This is a genomic window from Methylophaga sp. UBA2496 (assembly GCF_002341635.1).
In the GTDB taxonomy this organism is placed as follows: domain Bacteria; phylum Pseudomonadota; class Gammaproteobacteria; order Nitrosococcales; family Methylophagaceae; genus Methylophaga.
In genome coordinates, this window is sequence record NZ_DDOK01000007.1 from 140,309 (window position 1) to 163,042 (window position 22,734).

At 43.7% G+C, this 22,734-nt stretch carries 18 protein-coding genes; 12 read left to right on the forward strand and 6 right to left on the reverse strand.

The features are described 5' to 3' along the window. Positions 1-37: 37 nt before the first annotated feature. The 7 genes from B2W60_RS10540 (at position 38) to B2W60_RS10570 (ending at position 8,057) form a co-directional block, all read left to right on the forward strand. Complete coding sequence (locus B2W60_RS10540; protein WP_292360775.1) at positions 38-3,631, forward strand: DUF748 domain-containing protein; 3,594 nt, start codon at positions 38-40, stop codon at positions 3,629-3,631. A gap of 57 nt (positions 3,632-3,688) precedes the next feature. Next, complete coding sequence (locus tag B2W60_RS10545) at positions 3,689-4,321, forward strand: cold shock and DUF1294 domain-containing protein (protein ID WP_292360773.1); 633 nt, start codon at positions 3,689-3,691, stop codon at positions 4,319-4,321. Positions 4,322-4,380: 59 nt separating this feature from the next. After that, positions 4,381-5,568, forward strand: coding sequence for a Shedu immune nuclease family protein (locus tag B2W60_RS10550; RefSeq protein WP_292360771.1), 1,188 nt, complete (start codon positions 4,381-4,383; stop codon positions 5,566-5,568). A 39-nt stretch (positions 5,569-5,607) separates the two neighbouring features. Beyond that, positions 5,608-6,171, forward strand: a complete 564-nt coding sequence (locus B2W60_RS10555) for a hypothetical protein (protein WP_292360769.1) — start codon at positions 5,608-5,610, stop codon at positions 6,169-6,171. A gap of 165 nt (positions 6,172-6,336) precedes the next feature. Continuing rightward, positions 6,337-6,975, forward strand: a complete 639-nt coding sequence (locus B2W60_RS10560; RefSeq protein WP_292360767.1) for a hypothetical protein — start codon at positions 6,337-6,339, stop codon at positions 6,973-6,975. A gap of 62 nt (positions 6,976-7,037) precedes the next feature. Next, on the forward strand, positions 7,038-7,637 hold the full coding sequence (locus tag B2W60_RS10565; RefSeq protein WP_292360766.1) for a hypothetical protein: 600 nt from the start codon (positions 7,038-7,040) through the stop codon (positions 7,635-7,637). 69 nt (positions 7,638-7,706) lie between these two features. After that, positions 7,707-8,057: a hypothetical protein gene (locus tag B2W60_RS10570; protein WP_292360764.1), complete on the forward strand. Its 351-nt coding sequence runs from the start codon at positions 7,707-7,709 to the stop codon at positions 8,055-8,057. A 123-nt stretch (positions 8,058-8,180) separates the two neighbouring features. Here the strand turns inward: B2W60_RS10570 and amt are convergent, their stop codons facing one another. The 4 genes from amt to B2W60_RS10590 form a co-directional block, all read right to left on the reverse strand. After that, complete coding sequence (amt, locus tag B2W60_RS10575; protein ID WP_292360762.1) at positions 8,181-11,606, reverse strand: ammonium transporter; 3,426 nt, start codon at positions 11,604-11,606, stop codon at positions 8,181-8,183. Positions 11,607-11,853: 247 nt separating this feature from the next. Continuing rightward, entirely contained in the window at positions 11,854-12,150 is a 297-nt protein-coding gene (locus B2W60_RS10580; RefSeq protein ID WP_292360760.1) for a type II toxin-antitoxin system RelE/ParE family toxin, read from the reverse strand. Further along, complete coding sequence (locus B2W60_RS10585) at positions 12,137-12,358, reverse strand: TA system antitoxin ParD family protein (protein ID WP_292360758.1); 222 nt, start codon at positions 12,356-12,358, stop codon at positions 12,137-12,139. Before B2W60_RS10585 ends, B2W60_RS10580 begins: the two co-directional genes overlap by 14 nt. 207 nt (positions 12,359-12,565) lie before the next feature. Next, positions 12,566-14,740 carry a glutamine synthetase III gene (locus tag B2W60_RS10590; protein WP_292360756.1) on the reverse strand — a complete coding sequence of 725 codons (2,175 nt, stop codon included), beginning with the start codon at positions 14,738-14,740 and terminating at the stop codon, positions 12,566-12,568. 705 nt (positions 14,741-15,445) lie between these two features. Between B2W60_RS10590 and B2W60_RS10595 the strand changes: the two genes are divergently transcribed. Both B2W60_RS10595 and pqqA (B2W60_RS10600) read left to right on the forward strand, forming a co-directional pair. Then, a complete protein-coding gene (locus B2W60_RS10595; protein ID WP_292360754.1) occupies positions 15,446-16,522 on the forward strand; it encodes an NAD(P)-dependent alcohol dehydrogenase in 1,077 nt (358 codons plus the stop codon). A gap of 122 nt (positions 16,523-16,644) precedes the next feature. Next, on the forward strand, positions 16,645-16,716 hold the full coding sequence (gene pqqA / locus B2W60_RS10600) for a pyrroloquinoline quinone precursor peptide PqqA (protein ID WP_081443609.1): 72 nt from the start codon (positions 16,645-16,647) through the stop codon (positions 16,714-16,716). A 225-nt stretch (positions 16,717-16,941) separates the two neighbouring features. Here the strand turns inward: pqqA (B2W60_RS10600) and B2W60_RS10605 are convergent, their stop codons facing one another. Both B2W60_RS10605 and B2W60_RS10610 read right to left on the reverse strand, forming a co-directional pair. Then, entirely contained in the window at positions 16,942-17,148 is a 207-nt protein-coding gene (locus B2W60_RS10605) for a hypothetical protein (RefSeq protein WP_292360752.1), read from the reverse strand. A 255-nt stretch (positions 17,149-17,403) separates the two neighbouring features. Next, positions 17,404-18,096, reverse strand: coding sequence for a plastocyanin/azurin family copper-binding protein (locus tag B2W60_RS10610; RefSeq protein WP_292360750.1), 693 nt, complete (start codon positions 18,094-18,096; stop codon positions 17,404-17,406). A gap of 214 nt (positions 18,097-18,310) precedes the next feature. Between B2W60_RS10610 and pqqA (B2W60_RS10615) the strand changes: the two genes are divergently transcribed. From pqqA (B2W60_RS10615) to B2W60_RS10625, 3 genes are all read left to right on the forward strand, one after another. After that, the gene (gene pqqA / locus B2W60_RS10615) at positions 18,311-18,382 is read left to right on the forward strand and encodes a pyrroloquinoline quinone precursor peptide PqqA (protein WP_081443609.1); all 72 of its coding nucleotides are present in this window, start codon (positions 18,311-18,313) and stop codon (positions 18,380-18,382) included. Positions 18,383-18,799: 417 nt separating this feature from the next. Further along, positions 18,800-18,952, forward strand: a complete 153-nt coding sequence (locus B2W60_RS10620) for a hypothetical protein (protein ID WP_292360748.1) — start codon at positions 18,800-18,802, stop codon at positions 18,950-18,952. A gap of 110 nt (positions 18,953-19,062) precedes the next feature. Further along, a complete protein-coding gene (locus tag B2W60_RS10625) occupies positions 19,063-22,203 on the forward strand; it encodes a DUF3427 domain-containing protein (protein WP_292360746.1) in 3,141 nt (1,046 codons plus the stop codon). Positions 22,204-22,734: the final 531 nt, after the last annotated feature.

Genomic DNA, 22,734 nt, shown 5'->3' on the forward strand with positions numbered 1-22,734 from the left:
AACTGGCTTATCTCCACTATTGAGATAAGCCATCGCTATGAAATCTGTCAAAGCCGTTCTCCGCCAATATCGCCTTTTGCTGATCTCCATAGTGAGTATCGTCGTGCTTTATACCCTTATCGGTTTCTTTTTGTTGCCCTGGCAGGCAGAAAAGCAACTGGTGAAGACCATGCAGCAACGACTTGGTGTGAATGCCAGTGTTGAACAGATTCAATTTAATCCCTATACCTTCGAAGCAACAATCCGTCAGCTGCAATTAAACACTGAGCAGGATGAACCGCTGGCAGCATGGGAAAAGCTTTATCTCAATCTGCAACCGTTGCAATTATTCAGGCTCACGCTGCGAATCGAGGATATCAGCCTGGCGAATACCGAATTGAATTTCCGGCGGTATACCAATACAGACAATACGTTAACCCGATTAGCCGATAAATGGGCGGCAACGGCGGAGCCGGAAAACGATGCCGAACGAGAAGAAGTCAGCGAGCAGGGTGATTCATTATTCACGCTGGAAATCGGGGCGTTCAACTACACTGATGGCAAAATTCTTTACCGGGATGAGGTTCCTAATGAGCCTTTTGAAACGGTCTTAAGTCCAATCAATATTCATCTTGAAAATTTCTCTACCGAGGCCGGACAAACCGCCAGCCAGGATCTGGTGATTGAACTGGAAAATAACGCCACGCTGACATTAGACGGAAATCTGAGCTTGTCACCGTTACAACTGGCAGGTCAGGTTAAGCTGCAAAATTTCAGCCTGCAAACACCCTATCGTTATCTGCAGGCGCAACTGCCATTTGAATTCAAAGAAGGTCGGCTGGATCTGCAACTGGCCTATGATATTGATATGGCGGGTGAAGCGGCAGAGGTTGATATCAGTGCGATTGATATCGATCTGGCAGACTTCAGCATTCATCCTTCCGAAGCTGCAGAGGCGATATTGCAGGCGGGAACGCTGACGGTCAGCAATGGACGTTATAGCTATCCGCAAAATCAACTGATATTGGATGAAGTTTCGGTGGTCGATTTCAAGCTGGCGGCGACCCGAGACAATGAGGGCGAACTTGACTGGTTGCAGCTAATCGCTGACCTGCCCGGACAAGATTCCGAATCTGCGACAGAGGAAACCGATCAGCCAGCCGCTGAACCGACGGGTTCACCGTTCACGCTGCAAATTGGACAGTTTAGTTACAGTAATGGCACATTCCGTTATCGTGATGAAAAGCCTGATGAAGCGTTTGAGACTGTGCTCAGTCCTATTGCCATTCAGCTAGAAAATTTTTCAACAGAGGCCGGACAAACTGCCGACATAGATCTACTGATCGAGTTGGAAAATGACGCCAAACTGGCGGTAAATGGTGGTTTGAGCTTGTCACCATTACAGTTGTCAGGTCAGGCGAGCCTGAATAATTTCAGCTTACAGATGCCCTATCGCTATGTTAAGGCAGAGATCCCCGTTGAACTGAATGGCGGCCGACTGGATCTGCAAGTGACTTACGATGTTGATTTGGCGGATGAAACGCCAAAAGTAAATCTCAGCGCCATTGACCTCGCATTGGCCGAACTCAGTATTCATCAGCCTGGAGAATCTGATGCGTTACTCAAAGGTGGCACGCTAGCTATCACAAATAGCAATTACGCCTATCCGGAAAATCAGCTCAGCATGGAAAACATAGCCTTGGATGATTTCAAGCTGGCAGCAAGCCGAAACAAAGAAGGCGAACTCAACTGGGTGCAATTAATGGATTCATTGCCAAAAGCCGATCAAGACGAACCTGAGCAAACTAATCAGCCGCCCTTGCAGCTGGATATTGCCAATATTGAAATCAATAACACTGCCCTGGCTGTGGAAGACCAAATGCCAGCTACGCCTGCCAATCTGGCTTTGATGTTGTCTGCCAGTATGCAGGACTTCAGTCTCGCAGAAGATCAACAGATGCCATTTACCAGTAATATCGGTCTGCAATCCGGCGGCGATATTGAGGTTAGCGGCGATTTACAGCTATTTCCTGCTGTGTCGGTGAATGCCGAGGCGAATGTAAATCAGTTATCTCTGGTGCCTCTCCAGGCCTATTTAAGTGAATACGCCCATATTGACATTCTGGATGGCAAAATTGACGTAATCGCCAGTTTGATTAGCGATCAACAAGAACCCTTCGCCTTACAAGGCGATCTCACACTTGCAGATCTGCAACTGGATAACCAGAAACTCAATGAAAAGCTGCTTAGCCTCGACAGTTTATCCGTTAATAAAGTGGACTTTTCACTTGCAGAGCAACGCGTGGCCATCTCAGAAGTCATTGTTGATGCCTTATACAGTCGGGTATTAATCAACGAAAACGGTGACACCAATCTGGCGTTGCTGATAAAAGAGCAATCGGCAAGTGAAAATGCTGAAGCCAATACGGCAAAATCAGATGACGCAAACGGCTATGACATTTCACTGGGTCGGGTGAAGATTAATAATGCCAGTTCGCAGTTTACCGATCAGAACCTGCCCATTGTTTTTGATGCCAATATGCAGAAACTCAATGGCGAAATCAGTGGCTTTTCTTCCAGCTCGAAGCAACCTGTCAATATTGAGTTGGAAGGCCAGGTGGACGAATTTGGTCTGGTTGAAATCAATGGTGCACTGAATCCGTTGAATGTGACCGGACAGACCAATATCACGCTGGCGTTCAGCAATCTGGATTTACCCTCGATGACGCCCTATACCGTTAAGTTTGCCGGACGGGAGATCGCCGACGGTAAAGCGGATATCGATCTTAGCTATGAAATTGTGGAAAGCGACCTATCGGCATCCAATAACATTGTCATCCGTGATATTCGGTTAGGGGAACGAGTGGAATCACCCGATGCCATGGATTTGCCTTTGGATCTGGCCGTTTCATTACTCAAAAACAGTGAAGGCGTAATCGAACTCAACATCCCCGTCAGTGGTGATATAAATGACCCTGAGTTTGCCATCGGGCCGGTGATTCGGGGGGCTATTGGTAACGCCATTAGAAATATTGTCACCGCACCTTTCCGGTTCCTCGGCAGTTTGATTGGCAGTGATGATGATCCCATTGATTCGATTCGCTTTCGTGCCGGACGCAGTGATATTGCCCCACCTGAACAGGAAAAGCTGCTCAAATTGGTTGATGCCTTATCGCAGCGCCCACAACTGGCCTTACAAATACCTGCGCCATTTGATGAAACCGCGGATAAACAGGCACTGCAAGAAACAGCAGTTGAGCAACGTATTGAGAGTCTGATGAGTGAAGCAAGCTCAGATGATCAGCGTGAAACACAACGTCAAAAAATACTGGAACAACTCTATACCGCGGCAGGCTTAAGTCCCGATCTGCAAACCATCCAGCAGCAAATGACCAACATCGACGAAGAACAGTCTGAAGCCGAACTAGATGTGCTGGCCTATAACGCCGAACTCAAAAAACAGCTGATCGAAGCCGAATCGGTCTCGGATTCGCAGCTGCAAACCCTGGCCATGGAACGACAAAATGCCGTTTTTGAGTTCATCAAACAAAACGGCAAATTAAACGCTGACCAACTGCAAACCCAAGACAGCGTTTCCACTGAAACAGATGACGGTTGGTTGAAAATGAAATTTGATTTAGGAACCCTCTAACCGATTAGTTGAGTTAGCCTTTTGGCTGTGCGGTTAGATATAAACGCGAGGGAAAGCATGAAGCTGCAAGGGAAAATATCAAACTGGAATGATGATCGAGGCTTTGGTTTTGTCGAGCCCAATGGTGGTGGCGAGCGTGCTTTTGTCCATATTAAGGCCTTTAATCCACCATCCCGAAGACCAGTGAATGGCGAAGTCATTATCTATGAATTAGCTCGCGATAATGACAATCGTTATAAAGCTGAAAACATCCAATTTGCTCGTGACGTCCACAAGTCAAAAAAACGAGAAAAAGTAAAAAGCCAAAGAGACTTTGGTAGTGTCTTTACGATTATCTTTTTCATTGGACTGTTGATAGCCGTCTTCAGTGGGAAGTTGCCTTTAGTTATTGTCGGTATGTATCTACTCATGAGCCTGATTGCGTTTATCGCTTACGCGATGGATAAATCTGCGGCTCAAAATGGCCAATGGAGAATCCAAGAAAGCACCTTGCACTTACTTTCTCTAATAGGTGGTTGGCCAGGAGCCTATATCGCTCAGAAGAAATTACGCCATAAATCGATTAAGAAAGCGTTTATAAATGTTTATTGGGTAACTGTACTGTTGAATCTAGCTGGTTTGTTTTGGCTTCATACAGAGAAAGGGGCAAACTTCATGAATAATGTGGTTTTTCCATTATTTAATGGCTAATAAGCCAATCAAGTTGGCTGATCCTTTGATCGCTTTTGTTTTGGAGGAAGTTGCAACGGATGTTGGAATTTATAAAAGAAGAAAAAAGACTTATTCTCTCCTACAGCGGTGATCTTAGACCATCTAACTGGATATATTCAGAGCTAGAAGAAGGTAATGATGTGAGGCTGAGAAGAACGTTTACACTCACAAAAAATGAGTTGCAGTCTGAGGAAGATTCAAATGATAAAGGAGCCCCTGTACTATTCGAAATAGGTTCAAAAAGTGGACAATACTATTGCTTATCAAAAGCAGTGATGGGAATCGAACATAATCTCTATATCCATGAGGCAATTGAACTCACATCTAAGACATTCATTGCAGAGCGGAATATTTCTATTTTTTCCAGATTGGATAATCTTGTGGATGGAGATATTCGAATTGGTGGCGAAGACGATACATCAATACCTGAAACCGCTTTTTCGAAATTATTACAGAATTTCCCAAATTCATATGAACTAACAAGATATGCATATGCACGTGTTGGTGCCGTAATTTCATCTTACCTTACTCTAAAAGAGGACTATGAAGAAAAGTACCAAAATTACATGAATCGAAGAGCAAGCATAGAAGGTACGAATACCTATCAATTGGTCGCCATTGCTGAGATTGAAAAATATAGGCTTCTACTCGCTAAGCTAAAAGACATGCTTGCAGCGGAATCATCTTATTCTGAAGCCCAGTGGCAAGAAGAAATATTGCAAATTATCCTTCTGCTGTATCCAAAATATATACATGTATTCAAAGAAGCGCCCGTGCGCGATACCTATAATAATAAAAACAGAAGTATTGATCTTTTACTTGTAGATTCGGCTGGCAATACAGATATCATTGAAATTAAGAAACCATTTGATAAGTGTATCGTGACAGACCGCACATACCGGGACAACTACATTCCTCTTCGCGAACTATCTGGCACAGTAATGCAGTTAGAGAAATACATATACTATCTGAACAAATGTGGCAGAACAGGAGAAGAGAAACTAACATCGCACTTTCGGGAGAAATTGGAAGCGGGATTTTCCATTAGGATAACAAATCCTGGAGGAATAATAATTATGGGACGAGAGACCGGCTTATCATCGGCCCAGCGTCAAGATTTCGAGGTCATAAAGCGGAAATATAAAAATGTCATCGACATCATCACCTATGATGATCTATTGGCACGTATAGAATCAACATTAAAGCATTGGTCTGGGGATATTTAGGATCTAACCCAATTTTATATAACTAACAGGTAGATGAGTATGCAAAGAATTGGAATTCTTTTATTGATAACTTCGCTTATGGGATGTGCGGCTACTAGTAACCCACAAACTACTAAAAGCTATGTAATTAACAAGGAAGCACAGCATCATATTGGGGAAGTTACTGCTGACAGTAGGTTAGTTAAATTTAGTCTGAAAAGGCAAGGAGATATAGACCGACAAGTGACGATTAATATTGATTCGTTTCCTTACAGTGGTAAGTTTGATTTATGTAAAGAGACTGGGATTTATCAGCATCTTGTTTCGGTAACAACTAATCCCGATAAAAAACACATCCCAATTTACAGCACGAAAAAAGTAAATTGTGATTCGTGGATCCATGTACAACATTTGAAAAATGATTCTTTCATGTTTTCCTATGAAATCAAACTATTACGTGGATTCAATATTAAGCAAGTGCAAGGCTTTGATCTATATCAAGAAAATATGACGCATTTAATTCAACGTAATGTTGTGCTCAAACCTGACGAAAGTTATCCGCCTATAACAAAATCAGTTAATGGGATTTTAGTTGAATCAACAACGATTGATTTTTCATTTTAGTGAAAATCAATCGAGTATTGTCCGATGAATCGGAATAAAGTTTTTTGTGGCTGTCAGACAATGAACATATGGCGTTAAGGTTGATTAGTTGAGCGAATTATCTAACAAACACTTGTTCATGAACTGGTCGCTCCAAACTGGCCGAAAATGCGGACGTTAGACAGTATGAACAATTTTTCCTCTGATGTGTTTGAAGGATTTGATGTAACTGAAGATGAAGTGACTCACTTTAGAAATAATCATGTAGGGTTTTGTGGTGTTGATATGAATCGGCTAAGTCAATTCTTATTGATTCAACTCACCTCAATTAGTAAGCATGGAACTCACGACTCTTTTCTGATTACGGATGTTATACAAGAGTTGGAAGGTGTCGGTCGTGGTTGCAAACAGCGAGTTGACCAATTCAAACATATGCCGCTTAAAGGATTGTTCAAAGCACATTTTTCTGGTGCACAATTCTTGGTTAGAAATCTGGTAAATCACTGGGGGTTAGAATTTGAAAATAGCCCCAAATTTAATTCTCTTTGCTCTTACGTGATAGAGGAAGAACAAAAAAATCCATCAAAATTTGGCTGGCAAGGCCGGCTTGCCCACGAAATGGTAATAAGCGGATACAAGGAAAGAGCAAGGCAGAATAAACTTACCGGAGAATGGATTATTTTTGCAAAGCATAAAAATTTAAACTATTACCTTTGCATTTCTAGGCATTCAAAATCGAATCGAGGAGATCAGGAGATTTATGACTTTCTCAAGTTGTTATGTGAGCATGAGTATCCATTTCTACTATCCGACTCAGCTATTTAACTCTGGCTCAAAAGGAACGCGCCTACAGCGCGCGGCATTGCTCCAAGTTAAGTCTAATCTCAATGGATGATTTGGAAAGAGATATCAAAGAATATGGAGGCATTCAGCCTCCTCATCTTGCATTTTATTCGCAGGCCATTCGTTTTAACGTTGAAGCAGCAATGGCTTCAATTGATTTTTTGGCAAGCTTTATTGAAATGACGAATGAAACTAAAGGAAACTACGAGAAGACTGAGGAGCTGCAAGATGAAATTCTCGATCAAATCCAAAATCTACTCATTCATGCTGGCGCGTTATCTCGGTATTTTTGGCCTCCTAAACCGGGAAAGCATCGCTTACATGAATACCGAGCGGAAACATTGAAGAAACATTATGGCCTTAGCGAAGATAGCGCTCTAAAGAGCCGTACGCTCAGAAACTTACTTGAACACTTTGAGGAAAACTTAGATAAATATCTTTGGAGTAAGCCAATTGTCGGGTATGTATTACCAGCGTATGTTGGTGGCCAAATAGAGAGTGAAGGTGTTCCTGCTCATTTATTTAGGGCTTTCTACATTGATGTTGGTGTTTTCGAAACTTTAGGTGTCCGTCATGAAATCCAGCCAATCGTAGATGAAGTCTGTTATTTATACGAAAGGTTCCACAATTCGCCAAACACATAATAATTCAATCAACTTCGCCTCTGCGGTGCAGGACGCAGCCATGTTATACCTTTACTTTGTAGAAACCTTATGAACGCATCACATGAAGTCTTATTCATAGTTCGTGACCAACAGCTATTTCGAATTAGAAATGGTAAAGAAAAACTGATGTGTATAGCTTATCCAGAGCTTGTAGATATTCTTGATGAGGGCAGTAAATCTAACTCCAAGGCCATTTATCACTTTCATATTCACTCAAAGACTAATCCCAATTATGTGAATGTTTCTCTTCCAGGGGATAAGTTGGCAACTAAAACAGCTTTGTCTAACCTCATGGGCAGCAAAATTCCATTTGCCAAATTCTTGGGCAATCAAAATGATTTTGATAATTTCTTAACGCAATCTTTTAATGAGTACTTTTCGAAAATCACAAATGATTAGAGCGGTCAGCTTGTTATATTTAGGGGCAATTTCTCGTTCCCATGCTCTGCGTGGGAATGGATCACGTAATTCCCACGGAGGACCGTGGGAACCAGAAAGATGCGGATATTAAATTACCTTATTTCAACGCGGCATAACCCGAACACTCATAAGTGATTCCAAGGGTTCTGGCCGTGACAGGTAATAGCCCTGAACATAATCCACGCCAATCTGACGCAGGATATTCAGTGTTGCAGCGTCTTCAACAAATTCGGCAATGGTCTTTAGACCCATGATATGGCCGATGTTGTTAATCGAAGCCACCATGGCTTGATCTATCCGATTGTTGGCGAGCTCTTGAATGAAAATACCGTCAATTTTCAAGTAGTCGACCGGTAATTGTTTCAGATAGCCGAATGAAGACAGGCCACTACCGAAATCATCCAGAGCAAACTGGCAGCCTAAGCCTTTCAGTTCGGTAATGAAGCGTGCGGCATTGGCTGGATCAGCGATGGCGGAGGTTTCGGTGATTTCAAAGCAAATATTATTTGCGGGTACTTTACGCTTCTCCAGTTGTTCCTGAATTAATTGCAGGATGTCTTCGCGACCAATCGAGGCACCGGATAAGTTAATCGAGCAAAATACGGGCTGTTGGTTCTGACGAAGTTGATCGCCCATCCATGACAGCGTATTGCGAATCACCCACTGGTCGATCTTGGGCATTAAACCAAATCGTTCAGCCGCTGGAATAAAGGCTCCAGGCGGAATGATTTCTCCTTTTGGACCTATCATTCGAGCCAGAATTTCATAATGCGGCATGGTGTTTTCGCTGTTTTCCAGCGGAACAATTGTCTGGAAATAAAGCCGGAAAAGGTCTTTATCGAGTGCTTCCTGTAACCGACTTGCCCATTGAATTTGGCCTTGGCGCTCTTGCGCCTCAATGTCATCCGGTTGGAACAGATGCACCCGGTTACGCCCACGATCTTTGGCTGCATAACAAGCGGCATCAGCATGACTTAACACTTCATCGAGGCTGCCACTTTCCTCGGTAATACTGACCAAACCGATACTAACGCCTACTGAAAACACTTGGCCTTCCCAGGAAAAACGAAAAGCGGTAACAGTTTTTCGTAATGCTTCGGCAATGTCCTGCCCTTTTTCAATTGGACAATGCGTCAGCAGAACCCCGAATTCATCACCACCCAGCCGAGCCAAAGTATCGCTTTGACGCAGTACGGGTTTTAATAGATTTGAAAGCTGCTTTAACAGAACATCACCGGCTCTATGTCCACAGGTATCGTTTACCAATTTGAACTGGTCTAAATCCAGATAGCAGAGCAGATGCTCGGCTTTATCATGATGGGCTTCATAGATCAGCGATTCCAAACGCTTTTCAAACTCACGTCGATTGATTAGGCCAGTTAGGGTGTCATGCACCGCTTGGAAGGTAAGCATCTTCTCTAAACGGCTGTTTTGAGTAATGTCTTGTAACGCCACAACCCAGCCTATGTTTTGCCGATTGGTATCCAACAAGGGTGCACAGTTGAGTTGGACTTCAAATTCTTCACCTTTTTTGTTTTTCAAAGCAAATAGACGCTTTTGGCTGGAGTTCGGTGATTTATCTGAGTACTGCTTACACAATGTCGTGATGTTAACTGGATCTGCTTCACTGTCCTCAATCAGAATAATCTCGTCAATCGGTTTACCGAAGGCTTGCTCGGATGTCTGCCCCAGCAGTTCACTGGCCATCGGGTTTAGGTAGACGATCTTATAAGCTGCATCACAGGTGACAACCGCTTCAGTAATAGCTTCCAGCGTCACTTGAGCCAGCTCAGAATGTCGATGCAGACGATCTTCCATCTTTTTTCTTTCACTGATATCCCTCAGCATGGCGCTGTATTGCACGCCCTCTTCGGTTGGGCTGGCCGTGGTGGTGACCTCCAGTGTGAAAGGCTCACTTTTACCGTTTCTGGCGATTATTTCATAAGGCCCCGACTGTTGGCTGCTGGCCAGAGTGACAAATAATTTTTCAGGCAGAATAGCCGAAAAGGTTTGTTTATTTTGTTCATGGAGCAACACTTCAGTGGGTTGTCCCACCAATTGGTGGGCAGGCAATCCGAACAGAATTTCAGCTCCTGGATTAGCGCTAGTCACAATCCCCTGACTGGAGAAGGTGATAACACCGTCACGCATATCGCGCACAATCAATCGGGTGCGGGTCACCATACGGTTCAGGTTCGCAATAACCCGATTGTATTGAGTTGCAATCTGTCCGACTTCGGTAAAGGGTTCAACTGGTACCCGCTGTTTCAGATCACCACTGCGCTCTTGGGTTTGCATAGCAGAAAGCAGATCAGTCAGTTCGGTTTTCGCGCCATGTTCTGACACATTCAGTCCCTGCTGCTCGGCTTCGATACTGACGCGCAAAGGTATGTAACGGTTCAGCAGAAAGAGGAAGGTGATTGTCAGCGGAAAAATAAACAAGGCACAGGCGACTATGCCAAGTAATTGCACTTGCAGTTGGTCAAAGCGGCTTAAGCCGGTATCAAGCAGTTGCAAATCTCCAAAAATAGCGACGGCCAGTGTGCCCCAGATTCCGGCGACCAAGTGGACTGGCACTGCCGAAATAGCATCATCCAGCTGCATACGGTGCATCTGTTTTTCTGCCAGAAACATAACCAGCGCGCCAAGGCTTCCAATCACCGCTGCTTGTGGTGTTGAAACGACATGACAACCTGCGGTAATGGCGACTAGTCCGGCCAAAGTGCCATTAATAGTAAGAGAGGTGGTTTGGCTATTATCCTGTTGCGTTTTGGACAACAGGATTGCAGTGATTCCCCCGGCAGCGGCTGCGATGATGGTGTTGACGATGATACCGGCAATGGCGGTAGTAAAAGCTAATGTACTGCCACCATTAAAGCCAATCCAACCGATCATAAAAAACAACATTCCCAATATCGCCAGCGGCAAATTACTACCTGGAATGTTTTGTACTTGGCCGCGAATGAAACGCCCAGTTCGAGGCCCGATAACAATTACAGCGGCCAATGCTACCCAGCCACCGACACTGTGTACCACGGTGCTGCCAGCAAAAACGGTGAAACCCATCGCCTCCAACCAGCCAGGAGATTCGTTGACGGCGCTGCTCCAGACCCAGTGACCAAACACCGGATAGAGCAGCAAACTGATCAAGGCCGTGATGATGATGTAAACCACAAAGCGACTGCGTTCAGCGATGGCACCGGAGACAATCGTTGCTGCTGTGGCACAAAAGGTTAACTGGAAAAAGAAAAAACTGGCGTGCCAGAATTCATCTCTGGAAAAATCGGCAAGAAACCAATGAGTATCAAGTGTCAGGCCTTCATGGGCGCCAAACATAATGCCAAAACCAAACAACCAGAAGAGCATGGCAGCAACGATCAAATCAAACGCATTTTTAAGTGCCACGTTAATCGCATTTTTACTGCGGGTAAGCCCCGACTCCAGACACAGGAAGCCACCCTGCATGATTAGCACCAGCATCGCTGCAATTAACAACCATAGTGTATCTAGTGCACTCATATCTGACATTGGCAGTCTCCGAAAATGAAGTCAGCACTCTATCGGTGCGAGCGCTTTGCTTTCGCTGTTGATAAAGCGCCATCCTGCGTCGTGTAGAGTGTCGTTAGGTTTTCAATGAGCAGTATTTATGCCAGTTCAGCTAGGGATAATTACCTTGAAAAAAGGAGAGATTTAGAAGATTGATTTTTACCAAGTAGGATGGATTAATCAGCTTGATACGGTTTCTAGTTTTCGGATTGATTTCTATGCCAAAACTTCATTTGAGGCGCTTGATATCACGATAGAAATTTTCGTGTGAACCTAAGGCCATTAATTCCAGAACTAAGGCACCATCATCAAAACTGTAGCCAAGTAGAGTAAGTTGTTTACTCATTTTAAATTTATATACTCTCAGAAAAGCCAAATCTCCTTTCTTTTGCTCGCCAAGGTTGGGGTTGGCCATAAGTTCTCTGACGGCCGAATCGAGCTCTTTTTTCTGGTTGGGCTTAAGTTTCTTTACAGCTTTTTTGAAGTTAGGGGTCTGTAAAACACGGGAGGCTTCAACCAAAATCATAGACCTCCAGTTTGCCAGCTTCTCGCTCTGCTTTGGCGATGATAGCCTGCTTAACAAACTCGTAAGGCAAATCGGGATTATCTTCCATCATTTCGCCGATTTTGGCCCAATGCTCAATTTGCTTGGGTGGAGTTCGGTTAAGCGCTTTGGCCATAATGGTGGCCTTTTCAATCAGTTCTTGATCCAATCGTATGCTGTTAGTAGCCATATATTTTTCCTCAATGCAGTTTTAGTGATTGTAGCAATACGCTACAATTGAGGCAATCCGCTACAGATTCCGATAGTTGACTCTTTGTTAACGAGAGAACTATTGAGAGTTAAAATAAAAGCCAACTTGGTTTGTTTAAACTATACAAAAAAAGGGCCAGAGAAAATTCTCTGGCCCTTTTTTGTTACGTGTGACTGAGGTGATGGTTTATTTAATAAACAACATTTCACGGTATTTCGGCAGAGGCCATAAATCATCAGCAACTTCCGCTTCCAAAGCATCAACGTGAGCGCGTACTTTCAACATTAAGCCACGAATATCATGGGCGCAGAAATTCATGTGCGCTTCAATCGACTCAAAGTCATGTTGTTTAATAGCGCTGGAAAGTTCGGCAACTGCTGCGATCATGGCATTGGTTTCATTGGCAATCGATAGGGCAATGGCGTTATCCATTTCAATACCCAGATCGGCCATGCCACTGTTAGCCATTGATAGCTCAGCCAGATATTGCGTAGCGGCCGGGTAAATCATGGTTTTAGCCATTTCGACCACCAGTTTGGCTTCAACTTCGATCGATAAAATATATTGTTCGGCATACACTTCATAGCGGCTTTCAAGTTCAGCGGCAGAAAATACTCCTGTTGATGAAAACAGCTGACGAATTGAGTCATCACGCAGGTATGGAAGTGCATCAGCGGTGGTTGGCAGGTTTTTCAGACCACATTCTTCAACCGCTTTTTTATGCCATTCTGCCGAATAACCATCGCCACCGAATACGACATTGCCATGTTCTTCCATCAGCGTTTTTAATACGGCCAAAACAGCAGTGGTACGGGAATCGGTTTTTGCCAGTTCAGCTTCCAGTTTTCCAGCTACCCACTCTAACGAGTCCGCCAGAATGGTGTTCATTGCGACTAATGGGCCAGATACGGATTGTGATGAACCCACGGCACGGAATTCAAAGCGGTTACCGGTAAAGGCAAACGGAGATGTCCGGTTACGGTCACCCGGATCCCGTTCAAATTTGAGGATTTGTGACAGACCCAGATCCATTTCACCACCTTGTTTCGAGGTGGCGATTTTGCCGTCTTTAATGTCCTGGAACACTTTTTCCAGCTGGTCACCCAGGTAAACAGACAAAATAGCTGGCGGTGCTTCATTGGCACCTAAACGGTGGTCATTTGATGCGGATGCAATAACCGCTCTCAGCAATGGCCCAAATTTATGTACACCACGAATCACCGCACCACAGAACAACAGGAAGTTGAGGTTATCGTGTGGTGTGCTGCCGGGATCCAGTAAGTTACCTTGTGTAGCATTCCCGACAGACCAGTTGACGTGTTTGCCGGAACCGTTGACGCCAGCGAATGGTTTTTCATGCAACAGGCACATAAAACCGTGTTTTTTTGCCGTGCTTTTCATCAACGTCATCATCAACTGCTGGTGGTCGGCAGCGATGTTGGCAGACTCGTAATACGGGGCAATTTCAAACTGGCCCGGAGCCACTTCGTTATGATGCGTTTTGGCAGGGATACCCAGACGATACAGCTGATCTTCAAAATCCTGCATGAAGATTTGTACTCGCTCTGGAATCGCACCAAAGTAATGATCATCAAATTGCTGACCTTTTGCTGGTGAAGCACCAAACAAGGTACGACCCGCTAACAATAAATCAGGGCGGGCATTAGCGAAATTGATATCGACCAAGAAGTATTCCTGCTCGGCACCACAGCTTGAACTTAAGGTAGCGACGTCGGTTTCGCCCATTAACTTCAGTACTTTCTGAGCGGCTTTATCCAAGGCGGCATTGGAGCGTAGTAACGGAATCTTCTTATCCAGCGCTTCACCGGTCCATGACATAAACACGCTTGGAATCATCAGCGTTGAACCATTTTCGGTATGCATGATGAACGCCGGGCTGGTTGGATCCCATGCGGTATAACCGCGTGCGGCATTGGTCATGCGCAGGCTACCGTTCGGGAATGATGAACCATCCGGTTCACCTTTAATCAATAAGCTGCCTGAGAATTCGGTAATCGCGTTCCCTTCAGAATTGGTCACAATAAAACCGTCATGTTTTTCAGCGGTGATATTGGTCATGGGATAGAAAATATGAGAAAAGAACTTCACGCCTTTGGATAAAGCCCAGTTCTTCATCGCTGCAGCGACAACATCGGCGACTGCCGGTGAGAGTGGTGCACCTGTTTGCACGGTTTGTTTAACCGCTTTAAATGCTGATTTATTCAATGCCTGTTCCATAGTGGCCAGGTTGAATACATCCGTTGCCCAAATCTTATCTAACGATTCAGGGGTTTTTACAGCGATCTTTTCGCGGTTGGTGATTTGTGAAATTGCTGCTAGGCGCGACTCATTTCCACTCATTTCAATATCCTTTATGCGGTGATTGTTAATTCATGTTTAAGTTTGTAAGAAGCTTAATTTCGTAAAGATTGATCATGAGTAGAGCGACGAAACAGAACACGACCATTAAGTTCTTTTGTCCAACCACAGTCATAAGCAATAAGCTGTCCAATTATCATAGAAAATGCAAAATTCAGCAAAACAAGCACAGACCTGTGTTACTGAGTTTATAAAGGGCTGACGGTGTGGCGGAGTCATGCTGGCTGCGAGCGAAGAAGGTGCGTGACGCACCAAAATGACGCATACAAATACAGCCAGATGCTCCAATAACTGACGCTGTTTCGCGGCGTATTTACATAGGCCGGTTTTTCCAGCCTGGTAAACGGACCTTAAGTATGAAGCAAACGCAACTTTTTGAGCATTTGAACAGGGATATTTCAAATATCGGAAATAATTCACGGTTTTTCCAGTGAATAAGGCGGATAAGTAGACATAACAGAAGATTCTTCTGGTCGTTGACGTTGTCTCTCTCGTTGTCTTTTGTCAGGCTTTTGCCTGACATCTTTTTATCTGCCACTGAAAATTTCACCACAGAGCCTGATTTACTGAGTGGCAAGTGTTGCCGGAAATGATCTGGGTCAATGACACACACTGCTAAAAGATCTAGGCTGCTTCTATTGCTCTCTTTACAAGAGAGCCTGATAGGCATTTACGAGGAGTAGTGTTATGGCAAACATGATGAAAGCAGCTATTTTTATTGAGCCTGGCCGGATCGAGATTGACGATAAACCTATCCCGGAGATTGGCGACAATGATGCCCTTGTCAAAATCACCACGACAACTATCTGTGGCACGGATGTGCATATTCTGAAAGGCGAGTATCCCGTTGAAAAAGGTCTGACGATTGGTCATGAACCCGTCGGTATTATTGAAAAGCTGGGCAAAAATGTTCACGGCTACCATGAAGGACAGCGGGTAATAGCCGGTGCAATCTGTCCCAGCTATACGTCCTATGCCTGTCAGGATGGTTGCTCGGCACAGGATGGTGGAACACACTCTCATGGCTACAAGCCCATGGGCGGCTGGCGGTTTGGTAATACGATTGATGGAGCACAGGCCGAATACCTTCTGGTCCCCGATGCCCAGGCAAATTTATCCCCCGTCCCAGATAATTTAACCGATGAACAGGTGCTGATGTGTCCGGATATTATGTCGACCGGATTTGCCGGTGCGGAATCTGGCAATATTAAAATTGGCGATATTGTGGCGGTATTTGCTCAAGGCCCGATTGGCTTGTGTGCCACAGCCGGGGCGCGATTAAAGGGTGCCAGTTTTATCATTGCGGTGGATGGGGTGGATGAACGTCTGGCTATCTCAAAACAAATGGGCGCAGATGTCACACTGGATTACCGAAAAGATGATGTGGTTGCCGAAATACTCAAACTCACGGGCGGACGGGGTGTCGATGTGTCGATTGAAGCCCTCGGACAACAGAGCACTTTTGAAGCCGCGCTGCGCGTCTTGAAACCCGGTGGCACATTATCGAGTCTTGGCGTGTATTCATCGGATTTGACGATTCCGTTAGGCGCATTTGCTGCAGGACTAGGCGACCATAAAATCATCACTTCCTTATGCCCCGGCGGTAAGGAACGCATGCGACGTCTGATGGATGTTATTTCCCACGGCAGACTGGATTTAAGTCCCATGGTGACGCACCGGTACAAACTGGAAAACATCACCGAAGCCTATGATTTGTTTTCGCATCAGCGAGACGGGGTATTAAAAGTGGCTATTGAAGCCTGAATAGACTCTGCACATAAAGCAAAATCCTGAGCCGGGACAAGCAAATCCCCTTATGGCAATTTTGTGTGTCGGCGTAATATGAGAACCGTAAGACAAACAAAACAACCAACGAGGTGATTATCATGTGGACTAAACCAGAATATTCGGACATGCGTTTCGGTTTCGAAGTAACGATGTACATCTGCAATCGTTAAGATTTGAAATAATGCAAAACAAGAAGCCCCCGAAAGGGGGCTTTTTTGTGGGTGAGTTTTCCGTATTCAAGCAGGCAATCGCATTTTAAATCTCAAATTTCAGACATAAAAAAAGCACTCATAAATACGTGCCAGTTTTATTCAGTATCGTGGCCATAATCTAACGTGTATGGCCGAAAAAAAGATGTGTTTTAAGTGTTTTTAAGCATAATGTATGTTTCAGTTTTACTTTTGAATATTCTGAAAAGCTTTTGCAAGCAGTAAGGGGGCAGACTTTCCAGACAATTTCCTTGGTTTTCTTCCAAATCGACGGCTCATTTCTAACTCATGTTGTTCTTGCGCATCTAATTCATTGATCAGTCGATCCAATTCAGCCTGACTATGGATTATGGCGTGCTCTGATACGCTACTTCTTCGGGGTTTAACAGTCATTTTAACGATTCCATTACTGGTAAATAACTTCAGAGTACGATCTATTAAAAAAGTTCAACGTTATCCGATAGATAGTGAGTCTATTGTTTGCCAGGGTTTTCGACTTGATCAACAGATATAAAAAAGACACTTAAAATAAGTGCCTTTTTTTATGGAACTGGGAGGAATCTTCGTTAAGAACCGTGGATTTAACGCTAATCATTATTTGCTCAATGGCGTTCTCCAGTGTTTTGGTCAAGCCATCTGATCGTGGAATTACATGCTTTCTGCTTCAGATATAGCCTTTCTGACCAAACGCCCAGCGCCGCCAGTCACATCGGCATTTTTAATCTGTTCGAGATTCACTGGGTCACCTACGATGATCACACCGCCCATACCTGTACCAATATGTGGTGTGCATTTGTATACGTAAATACCTTCCTCGGTGAAGGTCCGTTGGTAATTTTCACTCATCGGTGAGTTCCATTTCTCGGCACCTTCCGGAATCAAGCCATCAATGGATTCTGAGTTATGTGTACTCATATTGCGCCAGGACACAGAGTCACCAGGATTAATTTTGACGACCAGCGGATTAAATACCATGCCTTGTGCCGTCACGAAGTGGGTTTCTGCTCCTTCGCTTTTTGGCTCATCGGTTTGAGCGGTTGTATCATCTGGTGTTCCAGTGAGGTTATTTTCTTCAGTCACCACGGTGGTATCAGTCTGATCAAGTTCAGCGGCAGGTTCGTTTTCAATCACCACTTGAGCTTCCGGTGCGCTCGGTGGGGTTTCTTCAATCGCTTCTATGTTGCTCTGATTTTCGGAGCTCATTTCCGTTTCAGGGGTTGGAATGGTGTCAGAATTGTCATCGCTACCACAGGCCGTAAACAACGTAGCGGCTGCGAACGTCATAGTCAGTGCAAGGGTGATTCTTTTCGTCTGTGTTAACGTCGAAGTTGCCTTAAACATGTTTTGTACTCTCCTGATAAAAAATTCTCGTTCCAGATTAGGACACTGACAAACTTTGTCCGTTCGAAATAACGCTAAACCTCTAATTTGAATTCCCCTTTAAGGACTTAAAGCAAAATCCTGAATCCGGACAAGCAAATCCCCTTATGGCATTTTTAAAAGTCGGCGTAATATTTGAATTGTAAGTTAACGAAATAACCGGGAGGTGATTAACATGTGGACTAAACCAGAATATTCAGACATGCGTTTCGGTTTCGAAGTAACGATGTACATCTGCAATCGTTAAGATTTGAAACCACGCAAAACAAGAAGCCCCCGAAAGGGGGCTTTTTTGTGGGTGTAATTTAGATATGGGGTTTAACGACATTTAGCTTGAGGAATGGAGCATATTAATAAATCGATAAAATCTATACATATAGGTTTTCTCATGTATAGATTATGGAAAAATTTATGCATAATCCAAGTCATCATGGTTTCAATAATTAGTTATTACGCCATCGCGTTTGATAAGCGATTTTAGAAATGGCTGATAAGTGTCTAGACAATGATGGTGATCCCCCGCTTGCGGTGAATAATACACTTAATCACCGCATAAAATGCGGTAAATAAGCTTGTTGTTACAGAAAACAACTAACGAACGTCCGATCACGAACGGCAACGAGATATTATCAATCGCATGTTGGATGATAACTTTGAAGGCCATATGAATACCTCCAAATATGCCAAGCTGGCGAAATGCTCTACTGACAAAGCCTTACGTGATATTCAGGATCTGGTGACAAGAGGTATATTTATACAAAACCTCGGTGGTGGTCGAAATACTAGCTACCGATTAACGGAGCAGGTCGAAGAGTGAGTTGAATTTCAAAAAAATCGGGTCGCTTGATTGAATAAGTCACAAAGTGGGGTGGTGGCTGTGAAGCTGTAATACCAGTTCAAACAAGCCATTAGAATGAAAGGAAAATTATGCAGCAGGTCGGAATTTATGAGCAGCTTATTACGCAGCTCATCGAAAGCAGGATAGACCGTGAGCGCTTTTACGTTGGTGAGCGTGAGTTAAATGGCAATGAAGCATCTGTTTGGTTATCACGCTTTTTATCACACATTCTGGAATATGCAATTGAATCGGTACCCGCAAGTGATGACCGCTTACAACAGCAAATTTCACTATCTAACCAACTATTACTTTGGTTAAAGACGCAAATTCAAGATAAAGATTTTATTGAAGATAATTTACTCACGAGCCAAGGCAAAATTCTTACCGCGTTATACGATTTAGAAAACCCTGTTTCTGCCGACCTAAAAAACTATATTAATGACATATTTCCCCTCACTGGTTTGACCCAAAGCGAGTTATTTTGTGGCAGCAATGCAGGGCTATCGCTTGAATCTGAACTAAAAAGAGAAATTTTATCGGCCGATAAAATTTATTGGCTTGTATCATTTATTAAGTGGGCAGGGATCCGAATTTTCCGTAAAGAGCTTGAGGCATTCACTTCGAGCGGCCGAGAGTTAAAAATCATCACCACTTCTTATATGGGAGCAACCGATGCTAAAGCTGTCGAATATCTGGCAAGCCTACCTAATACAGAAGTAAGGCTGAGCTATAACACTAAACGTGAGAGGCTACACGCCAAAAGCTATCTATTTTTGCGCGATACTAGCTACCATACAGGCTATATTGGTTCGTCAAACCTGTCTCATTCTGCATTGACCAATGGGTTAGAATGGAACTTAAAAATCACTTCTCAAGAAATTCCACACATCATCAATAAGTCTCTTAGCACCTTTGAAACCTATTGGGCATCAAATGATTTTGAGCAATTTAATAACGATGAGATCAGTAGTGAAAAACTTAACAGAGCACTAAGACAACAACGCGGTGATTATGAGCAAAGCTCAACGCATTTTTTCGATATCACGCCTTTTCCTCACCAAAACGAGATACTAGAGCAGCTTGCGGTTGAGCGCAGTGTTCATAGTCGTTTTCGTAATTTGGTAGTGGCAGCAACAGGAACTGGTAAGACCCTGATTTCCGCCTTCGACTTTGCCCGTTTTCACAAAACAAAACCGGATGCAAAATTTTTATTTGTAGCTCACCGCGAAGAAATTTTAAAGCAAGCTAGAGCAGCTTATCGTGGCGTCTTACGCAATGGCGCTTTTGGTGAGCTCTGGGTGGGAGGTCATACACCAGAGCATTACCGTCAACTCTTTGTATCTATTCAAACGCTGAATAATCAGCTTGGCCAACTTAATCTCACCACTGATTATTATGACTATATTGTAATTGATGAAGTGCATCACATTGCCGCGAGTAGTTATCGTTCGGTATTAGCACATTTTGCTCCTTCAATATTACTAGGGCTGACAGCAACACCAGAACGTCACGATGGAGGCGATATTTTGGCTGATTTTGGTGGCGTTATTGCTGCCGAAATTCGATTGCCAGAAGCCATTAATCGACGTCATCTCTGCCCATTTCAATATTTCGGTATTGATGATGATACCGACCTGCGCACTATTTCTTGGAGTCGAGGGCGTTATGACGTTTCTCAATTAACCAATCTGTATACCCATAACCAGGTGCGTTTCGATAAGATTTTATTGAGTCTGCAGGAAATCATTACTGATTTAGGCAAAATGAAGGCCTTAGCTTTTTGTGTTAGCCGAGAACATGCGCAATACATGGTTCAAAAGCTATTACTCAAAGGGATTAAAGCGGATGTCTTGACCAGTGATAACAGCCAAGAGCGGCAGCAAAAGCAACAAGCCATTCGTACTGGTTTAATCAATGTACTGTGTGTGGTTGATATTTTTAATGAAGGTGTGGATATCCCTGAAGTGGACACCTTACTGTTTTTACGTCCAACAGAGAGTTTGACAATCTTCTTGCAACAGCTTGGACGCGGCTTGCGTTTAGCTGAAGATAAACAGTGCTGTACGGTATTAGATTTCGTCGGCAACTCACGTCCTGAGTATGACTTCGCAAATAAATTCAGAGCGCTAGTAGGTAAAAGCTCAAGAGCGATCAGCGAAGAGATCAAGCAAGGCTTTCCTCATGCGCCGCTTGGTTGCCGTATTGAGTTGACGAAGCAAACTCAAGAAATGGTGCTGACCAATATTCGGCAAGCGTCACTGACGTTGAATCGACTAGTTGCCATGATTCGTCAATTTCCACAGCATTCAAACCTTCCGTTAAACCTAACTAACTTCTTAGGACAGCATCCCCACATTGATCTGAATGAGCTTTATAAACGTGGCTGTTGGGCGGAATTAGTCGCAAAAGCACAAGATCAGGTCAAAGAACGTACTGAGAATGAAGCTGCGCTAAAAACGATCAGAAATGCTATTCACAATCGAATTTTGACCTGTGATGATCACGCTTACTTGAACTTTTTAAAACAGCTTTGCCAAACAAGTTTTGTGTTATCAGATATTAGCAACCGATATGCACTGATGTGCCACTACGATTTTTGGCAGAAAACAGGGCCAGAGTTAGGGTTTAATTCCATTTCGCAAAGTCTTACTAATTTGGATCAGCTTGGCGTTGCGGGGGAATTGTTGGACGTATTAAATTGGCAAATAGCGCAAACCAAACATGAGCAAAAATTGATGGGGAATTTGCCTGATGTAACACTTAGGCTTCATGCCCGTTATGCTCGTGAGCAGATATTAGCGGCGTTTGGGGCCACCACATTTGAGCGTCAACCTCCCTCGCGTGAAGGTTTGTTTGTTATTCAAGAGCAAAATATTGAACTGATGTTTGTCACTTTAGATAAAAATGAAAAGCAGTTCTCTCCTACCACTATGTACCATGACTATGCGATCAATGAGCATATTTTCCATTGGCAATCGCAAAACAGTGCAAGACCTGATCGTGGGCGTGGTAAGGACTATATTCAGCACCGAGAAATCGGTAAGCGTTTGTTTTTATTTGTGCGCGAGCAAACAAAAGATGAATACGGACGTACAATGGGATTTGTAAATTACGGTGAAGTTGAATATCTCTCTCATATCGGCTCCCAGCCCATGAGCATAAATTGGCAACTTAAAACACCGATGCCTAACTTTATGTGGCAACAAGCAGCAAAATTGGCGGTTGGATAATTTTAGCCGTGAACTTAAAAGAAATTGATGCAGTTTACTCGTTGTGGTGCTTTAGTTTGCTGGTAAACCCATCATGAACAAAGCCGAGGAAAAGAAGTTCGATTGGCTGCCTGGCCCCAATTGAAATGCTTAACCAATAAACGAACTAAGATTCTTCTTCAAGATTGGTATAAAGAGCGTCAAACATGCCATTCAGTTCGGGATGAAGTAGTGCTGGTATTGGATGAATTTTTATCATCTAGAATTGTAAATAACGTGAGTAGTAGAAAACACAAAGCCCCAACACTTTTTTCAGTATTGAGGCTTTCTGTATTCTTAATGGTGCCGGGGCGGGAATCGAACCGGCACGACCGCAAAGTCGAGGGATTTTAAGTCGTAACAGGTAAAACAGTATATTTTATAAATCAACAGCTTAATGACGTTCGCCACGTTTGAAAACTGCCTTTCCCTACTTCAATATCAACGGTTGCGGTACAACAATGTCACAAAATTTACACATGTGTGATTGATTATTGTTTTAGCGTTAACCAA